Consider the following 22,927-nt stretch of genomic DNA (forward strand, 5'->3'; position numbering starts at 1 on the left):
GCCCAGCCAATGAGAATCCCGCTACGATGCAGTTAACAGCCAGGAGAAAGGCACCACAAAGCTAATGTGCACACGAGTAGTTTGGCCCGACGCGAACGGCGCAGTTGTAGTCGGCCGAAACATGGATTTCAACATTGATCTCCTGACGAACCTGTGGAAGCTCCCTCGGGGCATCGAGCGCAACGACGGCGTGAACGGCAAGATTACGTGGACCGCCAAGTACGGCAGCATCATCGCCACCGCGTTCGACATGGTCGCGTGCGACGGCATGAACGAAGAAGGTCTCGCGGGCCACATCCTGTGGCTTGCAGAGTCGGACTACGGCACCCCTGCTGAGGGCGACCTGCAGCTCAGCCAGGCAGTGTGGCTGCAGTACTACCTCGACAATTTCAAGACCGTGGCTGAAGCAGTCGCGTGGACCGAAGAGTCGCAGGTACAGATCGCTGAGCTCATGGACCCGGTACGCCGTACTCCGCCGAGCCTGCACCTCGCGCTCAACGACGCAACCGGTGACTCGGCAATCATTGAGTACACCGATGGCAAGCCCAAGGTGTACCACAGCCGCGAGTACAAGGTCATGACGAACTCGCCGACCTACGATCAGCAGCTCGAGCTTGTGAAGCAGTACGAGGGTCTCGGCGGTGACAAGCCAATCGGCGGCACCACGCTTGCAACCGACCGTTTCGCACGTGCGTCGTACTACGTCGAACGTCAGAAGCAGCCGAAGACCCAGCTGGAGTCGATGGCAGCAATGTTCAGCATTATGCGTAACGTTGCGCAGCCCTTCCGCATCCCGGATCCCGGCAAGCCCGACGCGTCGCAGACCATCTGGCAGACTGTGCTCGACCTGACGAACAAGCGTTACTCGTTCGAATCGACTACCCGTCCGAACATTGTTTGGGTCGACTTCAAGTCGCTCGACTTCTCGGAGGGGCTCCCCGAAATGAAGCTCGACCTCGTCGGCAAGATGGCGCTCGAGGGTGGCATCGCCGGCGATGTGAGCGGTCTCTTCAAAGAGGTCAGCCCGCTGACTGACAAGGGGCTCAAGCTGGGTCTGCGCTTCCTCCAGGTCGCATCGCAGAAGCAGGACGAGTTCGCTGCAGTTATCAAGGAGCTTCAGGGGCTCATGAAGGCCTCCTAAGGACGAGCGAGCTGATCCGCCCCTGCACACTCAGGCGCAGATCAGCTCGGCCTTCCAGACAGCGCAAAAGCGCCAGTACTCATCATTGTGAATACTGGCGCTTTTGCGTGGTGCGGAGCTATTGCTTATCTGAAGCATCCGATGCTGGCCCGCGGCTGCACTCGTACTCGTTCGCCTCGTTGAACTTGTGCAGGAGCGTCCGAAGAGCTGTCAGTTCCTCTGGTGTCCAATCGGTGAGACGGTCGATGTAGTTCGCAGCCTGAATAGCGCGAAATTCCTCAATGAGTGCCTCAGCCTGCTCGGTGCGCGTGAGGAGCATGACGCGACGATCGTGCGGCGACTCAGACTCCGTAATGAGTTCTTGCTTGCGCAAAAACGCTACCTGACGGCTGACGGCGGCCTTGTCGATCCCCATTCGGGTCGAAATTTCTTTCGCACTGATGGGGCCAGAACGCAGGATGATCTGTAGCGTGATGAGACCAAGGCCACTCAAGCCAGGGCACATACCCTCAGAGACGTGTGCCCACCGTCGCCGAGTGAGCGCGACCGTCTGGCCGAGCTCCGAGAGGAGACCGGTGACAAGTGATGTTCGCTCGTCACCGTCAGAGATCATGCCTGGTCCTTCTGCTCTTCAGTTGCCGAAGCAGCCTCAGCTGCTCGAAGCTCTGCGATCCGCTCTGCATTGCTCTTGGTCTTGAGCGGCAGGTTCGGGAGGAACAGGATCGCAACGATCGCAACGATTGCAACCGGGCTTGCGTACAGGAAGATATTACCAATTGCGTGACCGTACGCCGATTCGACCACCTCGCGGATCGGAGCCGTAAGGTCAGCGATCTTCGGCAGCTGACCGCCAGCGAGCGCCTCTGCGCCCTTCATGTCTGCGGGCGACAGATGGGCGATGCCCTCGCCAACGAAGGTCGTGACCTTCTGCGCCAGGATCGCGCCCATTACCGAGATGCCAGCGGTGCCGCCGATGGTGCGGAAGAAGGTGACTGCCGAGCTCGATGCACCGAGCTGATGCGGATCAACAGTGTTCTGCACGACCAGGACGAGGTTCTGCATGGTCATGCCGACACCAGCGCCGAGGATCGCCATCGAGATGCCGACGTACCAGTAGTTCGTGTCGTAACGCAGCTGGCCCATGAGGAGGAGGCCCGCGAGCAGCAAGAACCCACCGGTGACGACGTAGCCCTTCCACTTACCGGTCTTGGTGATGAGCTGACCGACGATGGTCGACGAGATGAGCACGCCAGCCATCATCGGGAGCGTCAGCAGGCTCGACTCGATGACCGTGCGGCCACGCGCCAACTGCATGTACTGGCCGAGGAACACCGCGGTGCCCATCATTGCAAGGCCGACAGCGACTGAAGCGATCGAGGCCATCGTGAAGGTGCGGTTCTTGAACAGGTCAAGCGGAATGAGCGGCTCTTCAACCTTGAGCTCGACGAACACGGCGATGACCAAAAGGACGATGCCGCCGATGACCATGAGGGCCGACTGCCATGAGACCCAGTCGAAGTTTGAGCCAGCGAGGGTGATCCAGATGAGGAGGCTTGAGAAGCCGGTTGAAATAAGGGCTGCACCCCAGTAGTCGATTTTGATCTTCTGCTTGATGACCGGAAGATGCAGCGTCTTCTGCAGCATGATGATCGCGACGATTGCGATGGGGGCTGCAACGTAGAAGTTCCAGCGCCAGCCGACCGTGTCGGTCAGCAGGCCACCGAGGAGCGGGCCACCGACGGTCGCAACCGCCATGATTGCGCCGAGAATACCCATGTACTTGCCGCGCTCGAGCGGGCTGACGATCTCTGCGAGAACGATCTGGCCGAGGGCGCCGAGGCCGCCGACGCCGATGCCCTGCAGTACGCGGAACGTGATGAGCCACGTGGAATCATGCGCGAAGCCGGCCAATGCCGACGCGATGATGAAGACGATGAGCGCAACCTGCAGCAGTACCTTCTTGCTGGTGAGGTCAGCGAGCTTGCCCCAGATCGGGGTCGAAATTGCGCTCGCGAGCATGGTCGCAGTGACGACCCAGGTGAACGCTGCCTGGGTGCCGCCGATGTCAGCAATGATGATCGGCATCGAGGTGCCGACGACGTTCATTGCGAGCATGGAAACGAAGTTTGCGAGGAAGAGGCCTGCGAGGGCCATGTTCTTTGCGCGTCCAGTGAGGACGCCTTCGAGGTGTGTCTTCACCGACCCGGTTGTTAGGGTGCTACTCATTCGCGGATGAGATCCTCTCGATTAGTTGATAGTCGTCAACTATATATGAATTGGTTGCTATTTATCAACTAACTGTCTGAGAGTGGGCTGGGGTGTGATTTCGGTGCGATTGCGCCCGGTAGCGAAAGCTGCCTAAATGAGTGCAGTTTTGGGCAATTCCGCACGACCGAACTCGCTTTCTCTGACCGAGGCTCAGTGAAGATGGCGGATCCGCCAGCTCGCGCTCCGAGGCCCCATGCCCCTGAGCTGTTCGGCCCGCCCAGCCGGTCTGGCCCGTCCGCCCGACAGACCCGCCAAACACCTCATTTGCCGTAGATAGGTAATCGGCCGTCAATATGCTGTTTGGGCTGTTTTTCTGCAGATTTTTGGCCGATTACATATCTACGGAAACAGGCGGGCGCGGATCCGCCCACCACCGCCCCCAGAAACACAAGAGCGGTGCGGCGCAGAAAGAATCTGCACCACACCGCTCAAGCATGACCGGGTGAGACCGCCCCGGGCCAAGCGAAGCCGGTCTTACGTGGCATCTGCCTCGCGCTGTGCCCGCTGCGAGAAGTACACGGGGATGAGCGACAGCAGGATCATAAGCGTCGCAATGACGTTCACCTGGTTGACCTCGTTCGGGCGGCCCATCTGGTTGAGGATCCAGAGCGGCAGCGTCTCGACGCCAGGCGGTGCCGTGAAGATCGTGACGACGATCTCATCGAACGACAGCGCGAAGGCGAGCAGACCACCAGCGATGAACGAGCTACGGAACTGCGGGAACGTCACGAGCTTGAACGTCTGCATGATGCCGGCGCCGAGGTCCATCGAGGCCTCCTCGAGGTTCGGGTTCATGCGGCGCAAGCGTGCGATCACGTTGTTGAACACCATGACCACACAGAAGGTGGCGTGTGCGATGATCATGCCCCAGTAGCCGACGTGGATGCCCATGGGCTTGAGTACCTGGTGGAAGGTATTCGACAGCGCGACACCGGTGACAATACCGGGGAGTGTGATCGGCAAGATGATGAGCAGGTTCACGGTATTCTGGCCGAAGAACTTGAAGCGCTGCAGGGCAAACGCGGCAAGCGTACCCAGCAGGAGCGCGATCGCGGTTGCGATGACGGCCACGATGACCGAGTTGAGAATTGCAGCGTGCGCGGCCGGGTTAACGAGCGCCTTGTGCCACCATTCGAGCGAGAAGCCTGGGATAGGCCAACCCGAAACCCGGCCTGCGTTGAACGAGTTCATGATGATCACGAACATCGGGATGTACATGAAGCCCAGCACGATAGCGGTGATCGCGCCGAGGATGATCTTGGTAGTGCGGCTCAAGCGAAGCATGATGTTTCCTCCGACTTACAGGGGGCTTAGAGGTTGTTCAGCGCGCCGGTGCGACGAACTGCCCAAAGGTAAATGACGACGAGGACGATCGGGACGATCGCGAAAGCTGCCGCGAGCGGCGGGTTGAGGTTGATGTTCTGCGCGATGACGGTGCCGATCATTTGCGTGCTGCCGCCGACGTATTGCGCCGCGATGTAGTCGCCAAGGCTGAGCGAGAACGTGAAAATCGAGCCGGCGATGAGTGAGGGCATGAGCAGGGGAGTGACGACGGTGCGGATCGTCCGACCGCCGCGGGCGCCAAGGTCGGACGACGCGTCGAACAGGTTGGGCTGAATCTGCGAGACCGCGGTGAAGACCGGGATCGCCATGTACGGGAACCAGAGATAGACGAGCGTGAGCGTCACCGTGATGATGCCGAAGCCGGGACCCGAAATACCGAGCGGTTCGAGTGCCCAGTTGAAGAAGCCCTGCTCGGTCCAGACGAGGCGCATGCCGATGACCTTGACGAGGTAGCCGGCCCAGAGCGGGAGCGTGACGAGCACTGCGAGCACCGCGCGCAGCTTCGGGCCTGCAACCTGCGCCATGAAGACGGCGAGGGGAACCGCGAAGAGCGCACAGATGAGGGTCACCGCGAGAGCAATGCCGAGCGTGCGGCCTGCGGTCGCGAGGTACGCGGGGATCGTGAAGAGATCCTGGAAATTTTCAAGCGTGAAGCCCGGCTTGACGCGGGAAGTGAATGGATCCGTCGTCCAGAACGCTGTGATGAGCAGCATCGCGAGCGACAGGATGTAGACGCCCACAAGCCAGACCATAGGAAGTGTGAGCAGCGCTGCGAGGCGCGACTTGGGGCGCCGGTAGAGCGCGGTCGAGAGCGGCTTCGGGCGGCGTTCGAGAAGAGATGGAGTACTCACGGGGTGTCCTCGTTGACTGGCTGCGTGCGGGGGAGCGCGCGGTATTGCGTGCGGGGTGTGGCGCTGGCTCAGGAGAAGTCGCGCGCGATGAGAGGGGTGCCGTGGGGCGGATCACCAAAGCGGTCCGATCCGCCCCACGAATGAAGGGTGGTTAACCCTTCACGGTCTGCCAGGCCTTGGTCCAGTCCTGGTAGTTGGTGCACTGGACGTCGGTGCGGCCGTCGATGCACTGGTCGATCGGGGTGGTCCAGAACCACACCTGGTCGTAGTAGTTCTCGTCGGTTGCGTTGAACGCCTCGCAGTGTGCCTTTGCTTCATCGCTCGTGTCGCAGAACGCGGCGTTTGCGGGGGCCATGCCGAAGTTCATTGCGATTGCGCCGTTCACCTCGGGTGCCGAGGTGTAGTTCATCCACTCGTATGCACAGTTGGGGCTCTTTGCGTCAGCTGCGAGCATCCATGCGTCTGACCAGCCGGTCGCTCCCTCTTCAGGAAGAACGCTTGCGAACTTTGCGTCATCGCCGGTTGCCTTGCGGAGCACTTCCCACGAGGTGCCAACGACCGAGTTGCCGCCGGTGAACGAAGTGACGTTCGTTGCGGGGCTCCAGTACTCCGACACCATCGGGTTCTGCTGCTTGAGGAGCTCGGTTGCTGCTGCGAGCTGGTCTGCATCGAGCGCGTAGGGGTTCGTGATGCCCAGGTCAGGCTGGTGCTTCATGAGGTAGATCGCGGCGTCAGCGATGTAGATGGGGCTGTCGTATGCAGCGATCTTGCCTGCGTACGGGCTGTCCTTCTCCCAGACGACGTCCCAGCTCGTGGGAGCTTCCTTGACGACCTCAGTATTGTACTGGAGGATGTTTGCGCCGCGACCGATGGGTACGCCGTAAGCATTGCCGTTGAGGGTGTCATAGAGCTGGCCCTGCATGCCGGCAACGATGTCATCACCGAAGTTCGGAATGAGATCGGTGTTGATCGGCTGCACGTTGCCGTCGACGATGAGGCGGAGGCTCGCGTCGCCCGATGCCGACACGAGGTCGTACTCGCCGGTGCGCATGAGGGTCACCATTTCATCACTGGTTGCGGCAACCTTGCGGTTGACGACACAACCGGTGTCTGCGGTGAACTGATCCGACCATGCGGGCTCAACGAAGCCCGACCATGCGACGATGTTGACTTCCTTTTCGAGGTCGCCGAGTTCCGTCATCATGGGGATCTCGGGGACATCGATCTGCAGGCCGCCGGCTTCGCCGGATCCGCCAGCATCGCTGCTGGAGCAACCGGTCAGTACGAGACCCAGTGCGGCCGCGATTGCGAGCGGCGCAATGAGTGCCTTTTTCTTGTTCATCAGAACTCCTTTGTTGATGTGTCTTACGGGTGAGAAAGTTGGGGAGCGAGGTGCGCGGGGCCGCGATGCGGGGCGCGGATCGCCTTAGGCCGCAGCGGCCTGCGCGCCGGCGGTGCCGGGGATCGCAGTGGCGAACTCGCGGGGGAAATGCAGGCGGACGTTGTCGCCGCGGCGGATCGCGATGCTCGTGGTCGGGAGGTGTGCGTTCTGCGCTTCCGAGATATATCGCTCGCCATCTGCGCCGTCGATGAGGTAGCGAGTGTGCGCTCCTGCGTAGACGGTTTCGGCGATGGTGCCAGCAATCTCGACGGTGCCCTCGCCCGCAGTGGGAGCGCTCGCGTCGACGAGCGAGACGCGCTCGGGGCGGAGGCTGTGGAGATCTGCGTTGCCGAAGTAACGCTGCGACAGCTCCGAGGAAATGATGTTGGTGACACCAAGGAAGCGAGCAACGAACTCGGTCTCGGGGAATTCGTAGACCTCGCGCGGTGAGGCAACCTGCTCAATCTTGCCGTTGTTGAATACAGCGACGCGGTCGGAGAGGGTGAGCGCCTCCTCCTGGTCGTGTGTGACGAAGATGAAGGTGATGCCAACCTCACGCTGGATCTGCTTGAGCTCAACCTGCATCTGCTCGCGCAGCTGCTTGTCGAGCGCGCCGAGCGGCTCATCGAGCAGGAGCACCTTCGGGCGCAGGATGAGTGCTCGTGCGAGCGCGATGCGCTGACGCTGGCCACCCGAGAGCTGCGATGGCTTGCGGCCTGCGACCTGGCTCAGGCGAACCTGCTCGAGCGCTTCGCCGACGAGCTTCGTGCGCTCTGCCTTGGCAACGCCGCGCACCTTCAGGCCGTAGCCAACGTTCTCTGCGATCGAGAGGTGGGGGAACAGTGCGTAGTCCTGGAACACCGTGTTGACCTCGCGGTCAAAGGGTGCGGATCGCGTCACATCGGTGCCGTGCAGCAGAATCTGGCCCGCGGTCGGCTCCTCGAAGCCCGCAATCATGCGGAGAACCGTCGTCTTGCCGGAGCCCGAAGGGCCGAGCATCGAGAAGAATTCGCCGTTGCGAATCTCCATGTCGAGGTCCTTCACCGCGGTGAAATCACCGAACTGCTTCAGGATCCCGCGAAGGGAAACCGCGCTCTCATTGGAATTGAGCGTGGGGGCGGAGTTATTGGCCATGTCGCGGGCTCCTCAACAACGGTGTCGAAAACTTGAATGATATGAAAACTAACATATGGGATTAAATGTTTTAAACCGAAAAGGGAGATTTTCGATCACGGTTCGGTTACGTTGTCACTCAGGATGGTTCGGGCGTTGTGTGCCAGACTCGTCCTCGGAAGCAAAGAACAGCACCCCATAGGAGCCCGGAGGAACATGTGACCGAGACCACCGATCCGCCGACACTGCTGCGTGAGAATTGCGACAGCACGGCCCCCGGTACCTCTCGTCTGCGCACTGCGGCGTTCGCGCCTATCGGGGAAGAAGGGCGTGCTGAGCTGGTCATTTCGCGGATCGTGCAGGCGATTACCGTCGGTGCCTTTGTGGAGGGGGAGCGGCTCCCAAGCGAGACCGAGCTTTCGCACCTCTTTGGTGTTGCGGTCGTGACAGTGCGTGAGGCCCTCGGAGTGCTGCGCACTCGCGACCTCATCGAAACAAAGCGCGGCCGTAACGGTGGCAGCTTCGTTCGTACGAGCCACGGTGCGGTCGAAGAAGTGAACGCGCGGTCGCTCGTTGAATTGCCCAGACTCGCGCTTGCCGATCTTGGTGTGCACTACGAAACCATCGTGACTGCGTGCGCGGAATACGCGTGCATGCGCGCCACCGAAGGTGAGCTTGACGTAGTTCGCGAGATGCTTGACGGCGCGCGCGAGCTGCCAGCGGATCTTTGGCGGCGACGTATCACCGAGGTGCAGCTTGAACTCGCTGCCCTAAGTCAATCAGTGCGGCTGACGACAGAGCACGTCAGGGTACAGACAGAATTTACTCCGTTGCTCGCGTTGCAAGACGGGGATGAGGTGGCGCGCGCGCTCACTCACTCATTCTTGGATGCGCAGATTTCCGCGACAAATGGGGGTGATGTAGAGCAGGTACGCGCCATTGTGCGTGAGAGTGTGCGAGGATCGGTTCGCTGGCTTGTAGGATTCCGAGCAGAGTTGCTCGCCGGTAAAACAATCAGCGAAGTTCGCGCAGCTGCAGATCAGAGGCGCGTGGATCAACAGTCAATGGAGCAGGTGGATCTTGGGTGAAAGCGTGTCGGTAGACCACGCTGAGCGTGACGCAATTGCACGCGCAGCGATGGCACGCGTCGATAGCTTCTTCGATGGTGTGTTTGCGCCGCTTGATGCGTGGATACCAACCCTTATCGATGAGCTCCGGCTCCATGCCAAGACTGGCCTGACGGGTGCTCAGCTTGCGGCACTCGTGGAGCCCGCGGCGCATAAGATTCTCGACTTTGTCGACCGGCCGATTTACGGTGCCGGATTCTGCGCGAGCGATGCGCTCGTGACTGAAGGTAACCCGCTCGCGTGGTGGCAGGGGCCCGAAAAATCACTGCTCGCATCGTCGACCTTTGGTCCCGGTAAGGCGGCAATCGATCTCGAACGTCTTGAGTGGTACCGGGTGCCGCGCGAGACCGGTGAGCGTCACAGTGCCGGCCCGTTTGTTGACTACCTGTGCTCGAACGAGGTGACCATTACCTCGACTGTCCCGGTGAGCGTTGATGGCAACTTCTGGGGCGTGGTGTGCGCTGACGTGCTCGTTGGCGACATCGAGGAGCAACTGCTTGAGCGAGGGCTCGGGTTGACCGATGCCACGCTCGTGAATCTCAGCGGTCGCGTCGTTGTCTCGTCGTCGGATGAGTATGAAACTGGTGATCGGTATCGCGGGGCGCAGGCGCACGCGGTGCGGTCTGAGCGCTATCCGTTCGTGCTGTACAGCGACTAGACGCCTCGTTCTTGGCGTGGAAGGGATGTTCGGCGCACTCTCAGCTTTTATGTTTATCGTTATGGCATGCGTAACGATAAACATAATGATTCGCCAATTGTTCGGCGCTCACTTTCCACAATGACCATTGGCCGGGTAGGGATGATCTTTGCTTGCGGGGCCGCGGTATTCGCAGTCAGTGGTCTTGCCAGTACGCTGCAGCAGTTGGCGGGTGGTCGCGTCCACGCAAGTATTCCGCTTCCGTTTGATGAGATCGAACGGATGGGTGCCGGGTGGGGAAACCAAGTGGACTACTTGGCAAACGGGTATGCAGATGTGGGGGTGACGAACGTGTCAGCAGACTTGGTTGGGCTATTCCGCACCGCGGCGCTGCTCGAGAATTTGCTCACGATTCTGCTCGCGCTGCTCGCGATCGTCGCGATCATTCTCTTGTTCGTGGGCAAGCTGCGATGGAAGACGCTAGCGGGTCTCACCATCACGGCAGGCATGCTCTATGCCGCAGGTTCGTTGTTGGCAGGAAAGGCTCAGAAGTTCGCATCTGAATCGCTGTCGATTGATCTGTATGCGCGATCTGGTGACTGGCTGGAGCCAGGATTCCTGTCAGGCCTGAATGCTGTACCAGTGTTCGTCGGTATCGGCATCGCTGTGATTGGATGGTCGATGCGAACGAGCGGTCGATTCGCACGTGAAGCTGATGGGGTGGTCTAGGTGCCAGAGACACGCATTATTGTTTCCCTGGATGCACGCCTAGCCGAGCGCGGAATGACGCTGACAGAACTCTCGAAGCGAGTTGGGGTGTCTGTGGTGAATCTCTCGCTGCTGAAGAATAACCACGCCAAAGCAATACGGTTCTCGACGCTCGAAGCTATTTGCGAAGCTCTCGAGTGCCAACCCGGTGACCTCTTGTCCTTTCACCGCGAGGTGAGTGGTCACAGCGTAGGCGAATGATCGTGCGAGTACACGCCTACAGCAGGTGACCGCCGCCGGTGACGCGCATGCGTTCGACGAGCTTCTTCACGTCTTGCGCGCGTGCTTTCGTGGTGACGAGCAGTACGTCTTGCGTGTCGACGACCACGGCATCTTCGACGCCCACGAGAGCGACCAGGCGGTCGCTCTCTGAGACGACAATGCCACTCGATGCGTCAGACAGTACCTGGGCGCCATCGCCGAGCACGGCGAGATCGCTCCCACTGCCGCGGCCGCGGGTGAGAAGGTTTGCGACGGATGCGAAATCGCCGACGTCGTCCCAGTCGAAGTGTGCGGCGACGCAGACCATTTTGCCTGCAGCTGCTGCCGGCTCAGCGACTGTGTAGTCGATTGCGATCTTCTCAAGCGTCGGCCAGAGGCACTCGCGTACAGCGGCGCCCTTTTTCGTGTCCCATGACGCTGCCATCTCGCGAAGCGCTGCAACGAGTTCAGGGCGTGACTCTGCCATCTGGTCAAGCAGCACGGTTGCGCGGGCGATGAACATGCCTGCGTTCCAGAGGTAGTTACCGCGCTCGAGGTACTGTTCTGCACGGGCCTGGTCGGGTTTCTCAACGAACTCGGTCACGCTGTAGACGTCGAATGGCGCGATGTCGCTCCGAGCGGGGCCGCACGCGATGTACCCGAAGCCCGTCGAGGGGTGGCTTGGATGAATGCCGATGGTAACGATTGAGCCTTGATCTGCAGCGTGGGCCGCCGTCGCAACCGCGCGGCGGAAGAGCACGTCGCCGCGAATGACATGGTCGGCCGCAAACGAGCCGATGATCGCATCTGGATCACGCAGCTCAAGAATTGCAGCTGCGAGCCCGACGGCGGCAGAAGAGTCTTTGGGCTCTGACTCCGTAATGAGATTGGAAGAAAGGAGATCGGGAAGCTGCACCTGAACTGATTCACGGTGAGCATTTCCCGTTACGACCATGATGCGCTCCGCGGGTGCGATAGGGGTCAGTCTGTCCCATGTAGCGCGTAGGAGAGAATCGCCAGAACCAGTGAGATCAAGCAGAAACTTCGGTGCATTTGCGCGGGAGAGCGGCCACAGCCGAGAACCGACACCTCCCGCGGGAATCACGCACGTCAGGCGATCAAGAGCGGGGCTGGTGACAGTCGAATCGGTCATGGTTCATAAGCTTACGGGGAACGGTTTCAGGGCGCTGTAGGGAAAACCAGAAGTCTCTGCGACGCGGGCGACGCAAACATGGTGTCATAATGGAAGGTAGCGGAACTCTACTTCGATGCCCGCGACCCGTTCGTGTGCCCTGTTGGCGGCGAGCGGATTTCTTGCGTCGAAGCACCGTTCTCATCTTCAAACGCCGGCGACGTCGGCGCATGCGGAGCTAAGGAGGAAGCTCGTGACAGCCCAAACTGCACAGGCCGCGGCGGCGAAGCCGAAGACGAAAGTCGGCGGCACGCTCTATCGCGGTAACGAAGGAATGTGGTCGTGGGTGTTGCACCGTATCACCGGTGTTGCGATCTTCTTCTTCCTTCTCGTACACGTGCTTGACACTGCACTCATTCGTGTGAGCCCCGAGGGCTACAACGCGGTGATGAGCGTCTACAAGACCCCGATCATGGGACTTGGCGAGGCAGCTCTCGTTGCAGCGATCGTGTTCCACGCATACAACGGCATCCGAGTGATCCTCGTCGATTCCTGGAGCAAGGGTCCCAAGTACCAGAAGACTATGTTCTGGATCGTTATCGCCCTGTGGGCAGTGACGATGGCAGGCTTCCTGCCCCGTCACCTCATGAACGTGTTCGGTCACTAAGGCGAGGAGAAAACACCATGGCTATGACTATTGAAGCTCCCCGCTCGCAGAAGCCTGCGAAGAAGAACACGAACTGGGAGAAGTGGGGCTGGATCTACATGCGCGTTTCGGGCGTTCTGCTCGTCGTGCTCGTGTTCGGTCACCTCGCATCGAACCTCCTCCTCACTGAGGGCGGCGTTCACGCAATCAACTTCGGCTTTGTCGCTGGCAAGCTTGCAAGCCCGTTCTGGCAGGTCTGGGACACCCTCCTGCTGTGGCTCGCACTCATTCACGGTGGCAACGGCATGCGCACCATTGTGAACGATTACGTCACGCGCCCCGGTGTCGCAAAGATCCTCAAGGTTCTGCTCTTCATCTCGGTAGCTGTGCTGGTCCTTCTCGGCACGCTCGTGATCTACACGCTGAACCCCTGCCCGGCCGGCACCCCCGCCGACCTGCTTCCGTCGTTCTGCCCGGCTGTTTAAGCCTGACTCACGACACACAGACGTACTGAAACGAAGTTAGGACTAACGTGACCACCGATACCCACGTGGGCGAGGAAGTTACCGTCAAGGACGGCATCACTTATCACCAGTTCGACGTTGTCATCGTCGGCGCTGGTGGCGCAGGTATGCGCGCAGCAATCGAGGCTGGCCCCAAGGCTAAGACCGCGGTTATCACCAAGCTTTACCCGACCCGTTCGCACACCGGTGCGGCACAGGGCGGCATGGCAGCAGCTCTCGCAAACGTTGAGGACGACAACTGGGAGTGGCACACCTTTGACACGGTCAAGGGTGGCGACTACCTCGTCGACCAGGACGCGGCGGAGATCCTCGCCAAGGAAGCCATCGACGCGGTCATCGACCTCGAGAACATGGGCCTTCCCTTCAACCGTACGGCTGACGGCAAGATCGATCAGCGCCGTTTCGGTGGCCACACCCGTGATCACGGCAAGGCAGCAGTTCGTCGTGCATGCTACGCAGCAGACCGCACCGGCCACATGATCCTGCAGACGCTGTTCCAGAACTGCGTCAAGCTCGGCGTGAACTTCTTCAACGAGTTCTACGTTCTCGACCTGGTCATGACCGGTGAAGGCAAGGACCGCAAGCCCGCTGGCGTCGTGGCATACGAGCTCTCGACTGGTGCGATTCACGTCTTCCAGGCGAAGTCGATCGTCTTTGCGACCGGCGGTTTCGGCAAGATCTTCAAGACCACCTCGAACGCTCACACCCTCACCGGTGACGGCGTTGGCATCGTGTGGCGTAAGGGCCTGCCCCTTGAAGACATGGAGTTCTACCAGTTCCACCCGACCGGCCTCGCAGGCCTTGGCATCCTCCTCACGGAGGGTGCACGTGGTGAGGGCGCGATCCTCCGTAACGCGAGTGGTGAGCGCTTCATGGAGCGTTACGCACCGACCATTAAGGACCTCGCACCCCGTGACATCGTCGCTCGTTCGATGGTGCAGGAAGTCCTCGACGGCCGTGGCGCTGGCCCCCACGCTGACTACGTGTACCTCGACTGCACCCACCTCGGTGCAGAGGTTCTCGAGACCAAGCTCCCTGACATCACCGAGTTCGCTCGTACCTACCTGGGCGTTGACCCGGTAGTCGAGCCGGTTCCCGTGTTCCCGACCGCACACTACGCAATGGGTGGCATCCCCACCAACGTTGACGCAGAGGTGCTCATGGACAACGACACCGTTGTTCCTGGTCTCTTCGCGGCCGGCGAGTGCGCGTGCGTTTCGGTGCACGGTGCCAACCGTCTCGGCACCAACTCGCTCCTCGACATCAACGTCTTCGGCAAGCGTTCGGGTAACCGCGCAGCTGATTACGCAAACGAGGCAGAGTTCGTTGCGCTTCCTGAAGATCCGGCAAAGGAGGTGCGCGAGCTCGTCGAGAGCTTCCGCACCGGCACCGGCACCGAGCGCGTAGCGGATCTCCGCCGCGAGCTGCAGGAAGCAATGGACCGCGGCGCTCAGGTGTTCCGCACCGAGGAATCGCTGACCGAGGTTCTTGGAGTGATCCACGACCTGCGTCTGCGCTACAAGAACGTTGGCGTTCAGGACCGTGGCTACCGCTACAACACTGATCTCCTCGAAGCAATCGAGCTGGGCTTCCTGCTCGACCTTGCAGAGGTGCTCACGTACACCGCTCGTAACCGTAAGGAGAGCCGTGGCGGTCACATGCGCGACGACTACCCGAAGCGTGATGACGAGAACTACATGCAGCACACCATGGCGTACCTCTCGGGCGATCCGCACTCGGCTGATCCCGATGACCACATCCGCCTTGACTGGAAGCCAGTCACCTTCACTCGTTATGAGCCCATGGAGAGGAAGTACTAGGTCATGAGCACCGCTACCGCAGAGGCCGCAACGACGGCCGCTCCCGACGCGCCTAAGCCTTTCACCGTCACGCTCCTCATCCGCCGCTACCTTCCGGAGCAGCAGGAAGAGGCGTACTGGGAAGACTTCGATGTCGAGATGTACCCGACTGACCGTATCCTCGATGCGCTCCACAAGATCAAGTGGGACGTTGACGGCACGCTCAGCTACCGTCGCTCGTGTGCACACGGCATTTGTGGCTCGGACGCTATGCGTATCAACGGCCGCAACCGCCTCGCATGCAAGACCCTGATCAAGGATCTTGACATTACGAAGCCCATCTACGTTGAGGCAATCAAGGGTCTTCCCCTTGAGAAGGACCTCATCGTTGATATGGAGCCCTTCTTCGCTTCGTACCGTGAGGTGCAGCCGTTCCTCGTCGCGAACACGACCCCTCCCGAGGGCTCAGAGCGCATCCAGGACATCGCTTCGCGTGAGCGTTTCGACGACACCACCAAGTGCATCCTCTGCGCTGCGTGCACCTCGTCGTGCCCCGTCTTCTGGACCGATGGTCAGTACTTCGGCCCCGCAGCGATCGTGAACGCACACCGCTTCATCTTCGACTCGCGTGATGACAACGCTCAGGTTCGTCTTGACATCCTCAACGACAAGGAAGGCGTGTGGCGCTGCCGCACGACCTTCAACTGCTCGGAGGCATGCCCCCGTGGTATCCAGGTCACCAAGGCAATTGCTGAAGTGAAGTCTGCGATCCTCAGCGGCAAGACCAACTAATTCAGATAGGTTCGGGCTACGCGCACGAACTCTGAGTTCACTATGACGACAGACCCCACCAACCTCCGCCCAGTATTGGCCGAGATTGGTGGGGTCTCGTCGTCCCGTCAGGAGCGTGTGCAGGGCGTGCAAGCGCTGTGGGCCTGGGTGCAGCATACGCGTCCGTTCAGAGCCTGGTCGCACTTTGTCGACATCGGCGGCGTGGTCATGTCTTCCGGTATGAGTTACCAGGCGCTATTCGCGGTGTTCTCGGCACTTTGGGTGGGCTTTGGTATCTTCGGTATCTTCCTGCGTGGCCAGACCGAACTCATCGACACCATTGTCGACCAGATCAATACGTTCATTCCAGGCCTGGTGGGCGAGGATAACGCGGCGGTTTCACTCAAGAGCTTGACGACCACCCGCATCATCGACTGGACGAGCCTCGCGGCAGGCGCCTCGCTCCTCTGGATCTCGATCAATTGGTTCACCGGAACCAGACGCTCGGTCCGCATTATTTTTGGCCTCGAAGTGAAGCGCTACCGCAACGCTGCAATTCTCAAGCTTCGCGACTTCGGCCTCGCGTTCCTGCTTCTCCTCGCGGTGGTGCTTTCGGCGGCTCTCACGGTTCTGAGCAGCAACGTTATGCACTGGCTACTCGGCCTTTTCAGCGAACCACACTTTACCTGGTTGTTGACCTGGCTCGGTACGGTGATCCGCTACGCATTGCTGTTCCTGGTGGATGTACTCGTGCTTGTTGCCATTCACCGTATGTTGGCTGAGATTCGCGTGCCATGGCGACCGCTGTTGTTTGGCTGCGGACTTGGTGGCGCGGCATTGTTGGCGCTCAAGATCCTTGGCGGCTTGCTTCTCGGCGGTGCAACGAGCAATCCGCTGTTGGCATCGTTTGCGGTGTTCATCGGTTTGCTCCTGTGGTTCAACCTGATTTGTCGCGTGATTTTGCTCACGTCCTCCTGGATCGCCACAGGCATCCACCCGAGCTATGGCTTGCCGATGCAGTGGGTGCACACACCTACTGAGGAGCCATCGCGCATCACACATGTGAGCCCGGCAAGTCAGGTGCTTGCGGCCGAGAACCGGAACGCCGGCGGTTACCGGTTTGGTCAGGCTGCGGCGCTCGCCTTTGCAGCAGTGTCGGGTGATTCTGTCATCGACGACACGCTAGAGCCGACTGAGCACACACTCGAGATTCGCGCAGGGATCACCGGTCGTGTGAACGAATGGGCTGTGCCAGACCGGGCCTTTATCGGCTCAGGGGACTTGCTCGTCACGGTGTCAGGAAAAGCCAGTGAGCGGATCCCAGGTCTCGTCGACGAAGCAGCTCAAGATCCGTACGCCGGGTACGTCGCAGAGGAAGCGATCCGCGCATCTGGCACCGGGTATGTCAGCTTCGTGACCCGCGCTGGTGCGAAGGTTGAAGACGGCGATCTGCTCGCGCGGATCGAGCCCAAACGCCCCCAGCGCACCCTAAAACAGCGGCTTCGGCAAACCGAGCACAAGAGTACGGCAGAATAGTAGCTGTTGGCGCTTTGGGCGCCGCGTGCGACGTACCTAACCACTGAGAGGCAAATGTGGCGAACGACAGCATTAAGATTGGCGTGATTGGTGGGGGCCAGCTGGCTCGCATGATGGTTCCGCCCGCAATTCACCTCGGCCTACGTATCAGCGTCCTCGCTGAAGCTGAAGGCATGAGCGCGGCTCGCGCAGCAGACGCTGTCGGCGATTACCGTGACCCCGAGACGGTCTACGCGTTTGCGGAGACCGTAGACGTGATCACATTTGATCATGAGCATGTCCCGGGTGAGATCCTCCGTGAACTCGAGGCCCGCGGCAAGCAGGTACACCCGCGCCCTGACGCGCTGCAGTTTGCACAGGACAAGATTCTGATGCGCGAGAAGCTCGAAGAGCTTGGCGTCCCGGTTCCCTCGTGGGCAAAGGTCGCTGATGAGGCTGCACTGCAGGCCTTCATCGACGCGCACGGTGGTCGCGCGGTCGTGAAGACCGCTCGCGGCGGCTATGACGGCAAGGGTGTCCGCGTGGTGAGCGAGGCCGTCGAGGTCCGTGACTGGTTCACTGCGCTTGCAGAGGACGCTCGTGGCGGCTTCCTACTCGTTGAAGAGCTCGTAGATTTCGTACGCGAGCTGTCGCAGCTCGTGGCACGCCGCCCGAGCGGCGAGATCCGCACCTGGCCCGTCGTTGAGACGATCCAGCGTGACGGCGTATGTGCAGAGGTGCTTGCACCCGCGCCCGTGCAGCACGCCTCGACGCTCGAGGAAGCCGCTGAGATTGGCCTCAAGGTCGCAGCTGGCACCGGCGTGACTGGAGTGCTTGCGGTCGAGATGTTTGAGACTCGCGACGGCCGCGTGTTGGTGAACGAGCTCGCGATGCGCCCGCACAACTCAGGCCACTTCTCGATCGAGGGTTCGGTCACGAGCCAGTTCGAGAACCACATTCGTGCGGTTGCCGACCTGCCCCTCGGTGACACTTCGATGTCGCTGCCAGCTGCCGTGATGGTCAACTTACTCGGTGGGCCCGCTGAGGGCACCATGCTCGCGCGTTACCCGCAGGCGCTCGCAGAACATCCCGCGGCAAAGATCCACAGTTATGACAAGCAGTCGCGCCCGGGCCGTAAGGTCGGCCACGTGACGGTCACTGGCGCGGATCTCGAGACGGTTCGCGCTGCGGCTCTCGCTGCTGCCGACGTCTTCGCGTAGGCGACTCGGCTCCCCGCGAACGCTTCACACTAGCCAACCCCACGAGACAAGGGTTCTCTGCGAGATCAGGCCTTTCATGCGCAAGCAGCGCGGCCGTTCGCGGGAAACTCATTGTTTCGTGGGGTTGTGTGCTGACTGGGGCTACTTCATGGGGGTGCCAGCCACCAAGAACTGCACCGCTTCCTCAGCTTTGTCGCTGTAGGCGAGCGAGCCGTGCTGGTCATTCTGCACCACAGTAAAGCTGCCACCGAGTAGCTCGTGCGCGCGCTCACCCCAGACCGGTGGTGTGACCGTCTCGCCCGAGTGCACCACGATCTGCAAATTGTCGAACTTCTTACCGCTCAGCTGCAACGGCTGTGCCGCAAACGGCCAGCCAGCGCACGCAGAAGTGCCTGGCAGCTCTCCGCTGACGGGATGTGCCGTACGATCTTGCAGATCGGCGCCAAGGCGTTCTGTGCGCGCACCGTGGTCGTCCCACACCGCTTTCGCGTCGGTGGGTCCGTATGCGTTGCAGGTTATGGCAGTGCGGGTATCGAAGCTGCCAGGGGCAAAGGTTTCAGCTGCAGCGAGCGTATCGCCCGGTTCGGTGCCCTCAGCGCCCTCAGCGCCCTCTGTATCGTCTTCGGTGCCGGGCTCCGGGTCAGGTGCGGCGGCAACCGCCGCTGCGATATCGTCGAGGCTCTTCGTAATGTCTTGACGCACGTCCATCACGCTGTCGAGCAGCATGCGATCAACGCGGTCCGGGAACGCGTTGAGATACTCCATGCCGAGTTCAGTGCCCCAGGAGACACCAAAATAGCTCACCTTTTCGGCACCAAGCGCCTCACGCACCCGGTCAAGATCACGTGCGATGTTTTGCGTGGTGAGTTGCTCAACGTACTCGGGGTCGAGATCGACGCAGCCCTGATTGCGCTGTGCGGTGTGCTCTGCGTGTGCGAGGGCGAGCTGTTCAGTGACTGCGGCTTCGGGGTCGACATCGCTCTCTTCACCCTGGCAAGACACAGTTGTCGAGCCGCCAGTACCGCGGGAATCAATACCGATGAGCGTGAGATCTTCCGTGACCGCCCGCATGGGCGATGCAGCGAGCATGACCGGGAACGTGCGACCCTCGAGGCCGGGGCCGCCCGGGTTGGTCAGCACATACCCTGTGCTCTCGTTTTCTGGCGCGAGTTTCGTCACTGCAATGGTGAGCTGACGCCCCTTCGGATCGTCGTAGTTGAGAGGAACCGACACCTCACCGCACTGGAGCCGGTCTTCATATCCGTCAGTTGGTGATGGCATCTCCATCAGTTTGTAGAAGTCTGTGACTTGCGCGGTGAACGAGTCACACGATGCCCACTTGATCGATGCTTCTGGCTGGGTGGTGGTCACCTCAGCACAGCTCGTGAGGGTGAGTGCGAGTGCCGACGCCCCGGCTAGGGATCCAATGATGTAACGCATATCTCTATGAAACAGGAGCATCAAGACATTGTCATCAGACAAAAGTGCCAGTTCAGGCTGCCTGAATGGCACCCTCGGTGGAGAGCCGTAGACCCGTTTGGGGGACTACTGATCCGCACGACGCAGCGTGCACCTTGCGCCACCAAAATCGATTGCGAGGACCTCATCGAGCATGTACCGCACGTTGGGTTCGCAGTACGCGGTGCCCTGCGCGGTAATGAGCGCGGTGCCGTTCGTGGACCCGAGATCTGTCAGACAGATGCCGTCTTCGTTGTAGTCGATGACGGCGTGGACGCGCGAGAGGAGCTTGTCGGGATCCGCCAAACGAAGCAACGCAGCCCGCGGGTAGGCCGAGCGCGGGTTCGGCTTCCGACCAACGAGTGTGAGCGGCGCGAGGACGTAGGTTTCGTCGGTGTCGGTCGTGAGGAGCCACGGAATGAGCGGAGCCGGACGGTTCATGACCACCGTGGTCTCGTCAGCGTCATCGCAGTCGGTCGCTGTGATGAACGGCGAAGCTGGCGGCGGGCCGACAACCGAGCTGGTCACCGCCGGGGGAGTCTGAATCGCGGCGGGAACGGGTGCGGATCCTGTCCTGGTGCGATCCGCTGCGTGTGTCGGGTGCACCTGCGGGGCATCGGGCAGACGTGAGAGCTTCGCAAACCCAGGAACGATCTTCTCCGGGGGGAGGCCCGGCCCGACCGGGGTGGTCGGCGACTCGACTACGGCCGCACCAAAGGAAGTCTTTGGGGCAACGGGTACGAGGATCGAGTCCTGCGGGGGTGCACTCTCGCGCTCTGTCATCTGCTTCGTCTCCGGGTTACGCTCCGGTGCTGCGCGGGGATGAGTGCCATTCTCAGTCAGCGCTTCCGGGCAGTCAAGGTAAGCAATAAGCTTACTCGTTTTCTGAGAAATAGTGCACGCATGCTGAGCTTGGAACCGTCACCGGCCGAACTCGCATGAATCTCGCCCGCGAGGCCGCGAGGTTTGGCGTTTTTGACAATTTCATCAGACGTCACGGGTACTCTGGATACATGGCAGACAGCGCGGCAAAAAACAGCAATAAGAACAGTGAAAAATCGGGTCCACAGAACGAGCAGCACCGTCGACGTGCACGCCGTGAGCACAAGAGCTCAGCGGCACAGCAGGTTGCACCGCTCGTAGGCATCATCATGGGTTCAGACTCTGACTACAACGTCATGTCTGAGGCCGTTCAGGTGCTTCGCGACTTCGAGGTTCCCTTTGAGGTCGAGGTTGTTTCGGCTCACCGTACCCCCGAGAAGATGGGCACGTACGCACGCGAGGCTGTTGGCCGCGGCCTGAAGGTAATTGTTGCGGGCGCCGGTGGCGCGGCTCACCTCCCCGGCATGGTCGCCTCCATGACCACGCTCCCGGTCATTGGTGTGCCCGTTCCGCTCGCGCGCCTCGATGGCATGGATTCGCTCCTCTCGATCGTGCAGATGCCCGGTGGCATCCCTGTGGCAACCGTCTCAATCGGCGGTGCGAAGAACGCTGGCCTGCTCGCAGTTCGTATCCTCGGTGCAAGCGATCCTGAGCTTTCGGCAACGCTCGACGAGTACGCTCGCGGGCTGAGCGAAATGGTTGAAGAAAAGAACCTTGCGCTCCAGGAGCGCGTGGCATCTGAGGTCACCGAAAAGAAGTAACTGTCGCTGCGCCGCGTCAGCAGACAACAATGGGCCGGACTCCTCACTGAGGGGTCCGGCCCATTGCGTTGTTGAAAGACGCGTACGGTGATCCGCGCAGCAGCTACCTGTGCACTGTGCGCACGCGTACGGCGTGCGCAGGCGACTTAGATATCGGCGTGCGTCTGCCAGAGGTGCCAGGCCGTGTTCTGCCATGAGAACGTGCGACCGCGGTCGCTTGCGAGCACAGTGAGGTGCTCGAGCGCATCGTTCGTATTGGTGCAGAGACGAGCGAACTCGGCCGTGAATTCCTCTGCGGTGGGGGCCGCGGATCCGGCCTCGAGTACGAGCTCTTCCGTCGCCTCGTGTCCTGAATGAAGCACGGGAACGCCAGCGGTGAGCGCGGCGAGTACGGTGTAGCCGGAACCGAGGAAGGACTGCGGCTGCAGGAAGAGTGATGCGCCGCCGATAATTGCGCCGACGTAGGTAAGTTCGTCGTCGGTATCGACAGAGACGACGGTCACGCGGTGTGCGATGTCTTCGGGAATCGCGACGCTGCCCGGCCGTGGAGCTTCGGGCGTTGCCGCTGCGTCATCGCCCGCTGTCTTGGGCGCACGCGGCTTTTCGCCGGCAGACGACTTCGTGTACACCGCGGGGTCAAGGCCTTCGATGACGACCAGGTGTTCCGCCTCGGGGTGCGCACGGAGTGCGTCGAACGCCCAGGAGAGTCGGCCGCGCTCGTCGGCGCGTGCCGTGGTCACTGCGTACCGCTCGGGCAGGTTGAGCTGCGCGCGGAGCGTCGCAGCGTCAGCACCGGGTACGAACTCGCGGGGCGCTGCGAACGGAACGACCTGCACGTTGAGGTCCGATCCGCACACCTCTGCGAGGGTGTTCGCGGTGGCGTAGGTCGTCGTGAGGATCACATCGGCAAACTTGGCTGCGCGACGAACAAAGGCGCGCAGCAGGCGTGCCTGGTTCGGGCTCATGAGCTCGGGCGCCTCCCACTGCAGCAAGTGGGGGATCGTGATTGTCGACTGTGTGCCGAAGTCTTCCGCGCGCGCGCGCAGCGGCACCATCGGAGTCAGTGCGTGGAAGAGCTCGCCATCGAGTGGGCGAGCGGTCGCGCGCGACTGCCAGAGCATTGGGAGTAGGTTCTTGCGCAGGGGCAGCTGTTCGCTTGCGATGCGCGCAGACGGGAACTCAGGGAGCGGGCTATCGCTCGCAGACAGATAGCGAACGCTGCATGAACGCGGCGCGTGAGCCGAGAGGGCGATCGTGAGATCGCGGGCAGCAAGGCGCTGCACGGGAGCTTCCCAATCGGGGAACGGTTCTGCAACAACCGTAAGCCTCGCCATTTCGCCCCCTAATTGCTGAGTGTTCCTCTGGAATGCGCATGTTCAGCCTGAAGA

The 22,927-nt window shown here is 61.0% G+C and carries 22 protein-coding genes; 12 read left to right on the forward strand and 10 right to left on the reverse strand.

Annotated elements, in window-relative coordinates; all coding sequences use genetic code 11:
* Window positions 1–64: 64 nt before the first annotated feature.
* A complete protein-coding gene (locus tag ICL81_RS08810; protein ID WP_188034529.1) occupies window positions 65–1,141 on the forward strand; it encodes a linear amide C-N hydrolase in 1,077 nt (358 codons plus the stop codon).
* A 118-nt stretch (window positions 1,142–1,259) separates the two neighbouring features.
* On the opposite strand, the gene ICL81_RS08815 is transcribed toward ICL81_RS08810, so the two are convergent.
* The 6 genes from ICL81_RS08815 to ICL81_RS08840 form a co-directional block, all read right to left on the reverse strand.
* Window positions 1,260–1,754, reverse strand: a complete 495-nt coding sequence (locus ICL81_RS08815) for a MarR family winged helix-turn-helix transcriptional regulator (RefSeq protein WP_188034530.1) — start codon at window positions 1,752–1,754, stop codon at window positions 1,260–1,262.
* Window positions 1,751–3,367: a DHA2 family efflux MFS transporter permease subunit gene (locus ICL81_RS08820; RefSeq protein ID WP_188034531.1), complete on the reverse strand. Its 1,617-nt coding sequence runs from the start codon at window positions 3,365–3,367 to the stop codon at window positions 1,751–1,753. Before ICL81_RS08820 ends, ICL81_RS08815 begins: the two co-directional genes overlap by 4 nt.
* Before the next feature lie 516 nt (window positions 3,368–3,883).
* Window positions 3,884–4,693, reverse strand: coding sequence for an ABC transporter permease (locus ICL81_RS08825; protein WP_188034532.1), 810 nt, complete (start codon window positions 4,691–4,693; stop codon window positions 3,884–3,886).
* A gap of 26 nt (window positions 4,694–4,719) precedes the next feature.
* Entirely contained in the window at window positions 4,720–5,604 is an 885-nt protein-coding gene (locus ICL81_RS08830) for an ABC transporter permease (RefSeq protein WP_188034533.1), read from the reverse strand.
* A gap of 151 nt (window positions 5,605–5,755) precedes the next feature.
* Window positions 5,756–6,946, reverse strand: a complete 1,191-nt coding sequence (locus tag ICL81_RS08835) for an extracellular solute-binding protein (protein WP_188034534.1) — start codon at window positions 6,944–6,946, stop codon at window positions 5,756–5,758.
* An 84-nt stretch (window positions 6,947–7,030) separates the two neighbouring features.
* Window positions 7,031–8,119, reverse strand: coding sequence for an ABC transporter ATP-binding protein (locus ICL81_RS08840; protein WP_188034535.1), 1,089 nt, complete (start codon window positions 8,117–8,119; stop codon window positions 7,031–7,033).
* 197 nt (window positions 8,120–8,316) lie between these two features.
* Between ICL81_RS08840 and ICL81_RS08845 the strand changes: the two genes are divergently transcribed.
* The 4 genes from ICL81_RS08845 (at window position 8,317) to ICL81_RS08860 (ending at window position 10,831) form a co-directional block, all read left to right on the forward strand.
* Window positions 8,317–9,186, forward strand: coding sequence for a GntR family transcriptional regulator (locus ICL81_RS08845; RefSeq protein ID WP_353055477.1), 870 nt, complete (start codon window positions 8,317–8,319; stop codon window positions 9,184–9,186).
* A gap of 4 nt (window positions 9,187–9,190) precedes the next feature.
* The gene (locus ICL81_RS08850) at window positions 9,191–9,883 is read left to right on the forward strand and encodes a hypothetical protein (RefSeq protein ID WP_353055478.1); all 693 of its coding nucleotides are present in this window, start codon (window positions 9,191–9,193) and stop codon (window positions 9,881–9,883) included.
* A 330-nt stretch (window positions 9,884–10,213) separates the two neighbouring features.
* Window positions 10,214–10,591, forward strand: a complete 378-nt coding sequence (locus ICL81_RS08855) for a hypothetical protein (protein WP_188034536.1) — start codon at window positions 10,214–10,216, stop codon at window positions 10,589–10,591.
* On the forward strand, window positions 10,592–10,831 hold the full coding sequence (locus tag ICL81_RS08860; RefSeq protein WP_353055479.1) for a helix-turn-helix transcriptional regulator: 240 nt from the start codon (window positions 10,592–10,594) through the stop codon (window positions 10,829–10,831).
* A 16-nt stretch (window positions 10,832–10,847) separates the two neighbouring features.
* Here the strand turns inward: ICL81_RS08860 and ICL81_RS08865 are convergent, their stop codons facing one another.
* Entirely contained in the window at window positions 10,848–11,984 is a 1,137-nt protein-coding gene (locus tag ICL81_RS08865; protein WP_188034537.1) for a mannose-1-phosphate guanylyltransferase, read from the reverse strand.
* 232 nt (window positions 11,985–12,216) lie between these two features.
* Here ICL81_RS08865 and sdhC point away from each other — a divergent pair, with 232 nt between their 5' ends.
* From sdhC to ICL81_RS08895, 6 genes are read left to right on the forward strand one after another with little or no spacing between them, the layout of a single operon-like run.
* Window positions 12,217–12,630, forward strand: coding sequence for a succinate dehydrogenase, cytochrome b556 subunit (sdhC, locus tag ICL81_RS08870; protein WP_353055480.1), 414 nt, complete (start codon window positions 12,217–12,219; stop codon window positions 12,628–12,630).
* A 17-nt stretch (window positions 12,631–12,647) separates the two neighbouring features.
* A complete protein-coding gene (locus ICL81_RS08875) occupies window positions 12,648–13,094 on the forward strand; it encodes a succinate dehydrogenase hydrophobic membrane anchor subunit (RefSeq protein ID WP_188034539.1) in 447 nt (148 codons plus the stop codon).
* 47 nt (window positions 13,095–13,141) lie between these two features.
* A complete protein-coding gene (gene sdhA / locus ICL81_RS08880) occupies window positions 13,142–14,953 on the forward strand; it encodes a succinate dehydrogenase flavoprotein subunit (protein ID WP_188034540.1) in 1,812 nt (603 codons plus the stop codon).
* Between the two features lie 3 nt (window positions 14,954–14,956).
* The gene (locus ICL81_RS08885; protein WP_188023139.1) at window positions 14,957–15,724 is read left to right on the forward strand and encodes a succinate dehydrogenase iron-sulfur subunit; all 768 of its coding nucleotides are present in this window, start codon (window positions 14,957–14,959) and stop codon (window positions 15,722–15,724) included.
* 42 nt (window positions 15,725–15,766) lie between these two features.
* A complete protein-coding gene (locus ICL81_RS08890; RefSeq protein ID WP_188034541.1) occupies window positions 15,767–17,239 on the forward strand; it encodes a YihY/virulence factor BrkB family protein in 1,473 nt (490 codons plus the stop codon).
* Between the two features lie 56 nt (window positions 17,240–17,295).
* Entirely contained in the window at window positions 17,296–18,438 is a 1,143-nt protein-coding gene (locus tag ICL81_RS08895) for a 5-(carboxyamino)imidazole ribonucleotide synthase (protein WP_353055481.1), read from the forward strand.
* Window positions 18,439–18,579: 141 nt separating this feature from the next.
* On the opposite strand, the gene ICL81_RS08900 is transcribed toward ICL81_RS08895, so the two are convergent.
* Together ICL81_RS08900 and ICL81_RS08905 are read right to left on the reverse strand one after the other, a co-directional pair.
* Window positions 18,580–19,878 carry an alpha/beta hydrolase gene (locus tag ICL81_RS08900; protein WP_188034542.1) on the reverse strand — a complete coding sequence of 433 codons (1,299 nt, stop codon included), beginning with the start codon at window positions 19,876–19,878 and terminating at the stop codon, window positions 18,580–18,582.
* A gap of 105 nt (window positions 19,879–19,983) precedes the next feature.
* Window positions 19,984–20,679: an FHA domain-containing protein gene (locus ICL81_RS08905; RefSeq protein ID WP_188034543.1), complete on the reverse strand. Its 696-nt coding sequence runs from the start codon at window positions 20,677–20,679 to the stop codon at window positions 19,984–19,986.
* Window positions 20,680–21,047: 368 nt separating this feature from the next.
* Between ICL81_RS08905 and purE the strand changes: the two genes are divergently transcribed.
* Window positions 21,048–21,539 (forward strand): 5-(carboxyamino)imidazole ribonucleotide mutase, encoded by a 492-nt coding sequence (purE, locus tag ICL81_RS08910; RefSeq protein WP_188034618.1) that lies wholly within the window; start codon window positions 21,048–21,050, stop codon window positions 21,537–21,539.
* 146 nt (window positions 21,540–21,685) lie between these two features.
* On the opposite strand, the gene ICL81_RS08915 is transcribed toward purE, so the two are convergent.
* The gene (locus tag ICL81_RS08915) at window positions 21,686–22,873 is read right to left on the reverse strand and encodes a mannosyltransferase (RefSeq protein ID WP_188034544.1); all 1,188 of its coding nucleotides are present in this window, start codon (window positions 22,871–22,873) and stop codon (window positions 21,686–21,688) included.
* Window positions 22,874–22,927 lie beyond the last annotated feature (54 nt).

The sequence above is a fragment of the Leucobacter sp. cx-328 genome (assembly GCF_014530035.1).
Classification (GTDB): Bacteria; Actinomycetota; Actinomycetes; order Actinomycetales; family Microbacteriaceae; genus Leucobacter.

What these genes read in the sequence shown, in the direction of transcription:
- ICL81_RS08810 (WP_188034529.1), top strand. Translation starts at nt 65, where the DNA reads ATGTGCACACGAGTAGTTTGGCCCGACGCGAACGGCGCAGTTGTAGTC.
- ICL81_RS08900 (WP_188034542.1), bottom strand. Translation starts at nt 19,878, where the DNA reads ATGCGTTACATCATTGGATCCCTAGCCGGGGCGTCGGCACTCGCACTC.
- purE (WP_188034618.1), top strand. Translation starts at nt 21,048, where the DNA reads ATGGGTTCAGACTCTGACTACAACGTCATGTCTGAGGCCGTTCAGGTG.
- ICL81_RS08915 (WP_188034544.1), bottom strand. Translation starts at nt 22,873, where the DNA reads ATGGCGAGGCTTACGGTTGTTGCAGAACCGTTCCCCGATTGGGAAGCT.
- ICL81_RS08875 (WP_188034539.1), top strand. Translation starts at nt 12,648, where the DNA reads ATGGCTATGACTATTGAAGCTCCCCGCTCGCAGAAGCCTGCGAAGAAG.
- ICL81_RS08815 (WP_188034530.1), bottom strand. Translation starts at nt 1,754, where the DNA reads ATGATCTCTGACGGTGACGAGCGAACATCACTTGTCACCGGTCTCCTC.
- ICL81_RS08840 (WP_188034535.1), bottom strand. Translation starts at nt 8,119, where the DNA reads ATGGCCAATAACTCCGCCCCCACGCTCAATTCCAATGAGAGCGCGGTT.
- ICL81_RS08820 (WP_188034531.1), bottom strand. Translation starts at nt 3,367, where the DNA reads ATGAGTAGCACCCTAACAACCGGGTCGGTGAAGACACACCTCGAAGGC.
- ICL81_RS08905 (WP_188034543.1), bottom strand. Translation starts at nt 20,679, where the DNA reads ATGACAGAGCGCGAGAGTGCACCCCCGCAGGACTCGATCCTCGTACCC.
- ICL81_RS08885 (WP_188023139.1), top strand. Translation starts at nt 14,957, where the DNA reads ATGAGCACCGCTACCGCAGAGGCCGCAACGACGGCCGCTCCCGACGCG.
- ICL81_RS08865 (WP_188034537.1), bottom strand. Translation starts at nt 11,984, where the DNA reads ATGACCGATTCGACTGTCACCAGCCCCGCTCTTGATCGCCTGACGTGC.
- ICL81_RS08835 (WP_188034534.1), bottom strand. Translation starts at nt 6,946, where the DNA reads ATGAACAAGAAAAAGGCACTCATTGCGCCGCTCGCAATCGCGGCCGCA.
- ICL81_RS08825 (WP_188034532.1), bottom strand. Translation starts at nt 4,693, where the DNA reads ATGCTTCGCTTGAGCCGCACTACCAAGATCATCCTCGGCGCGATCACC.
- ICL81_RS08890 (WP_188034541.1), top strand. Translation starts at nt 15,767, where the DNA reads ATGACGACAGACCCCACCAACCTCCGCCCAGTATTGGCCGAGATTGGT.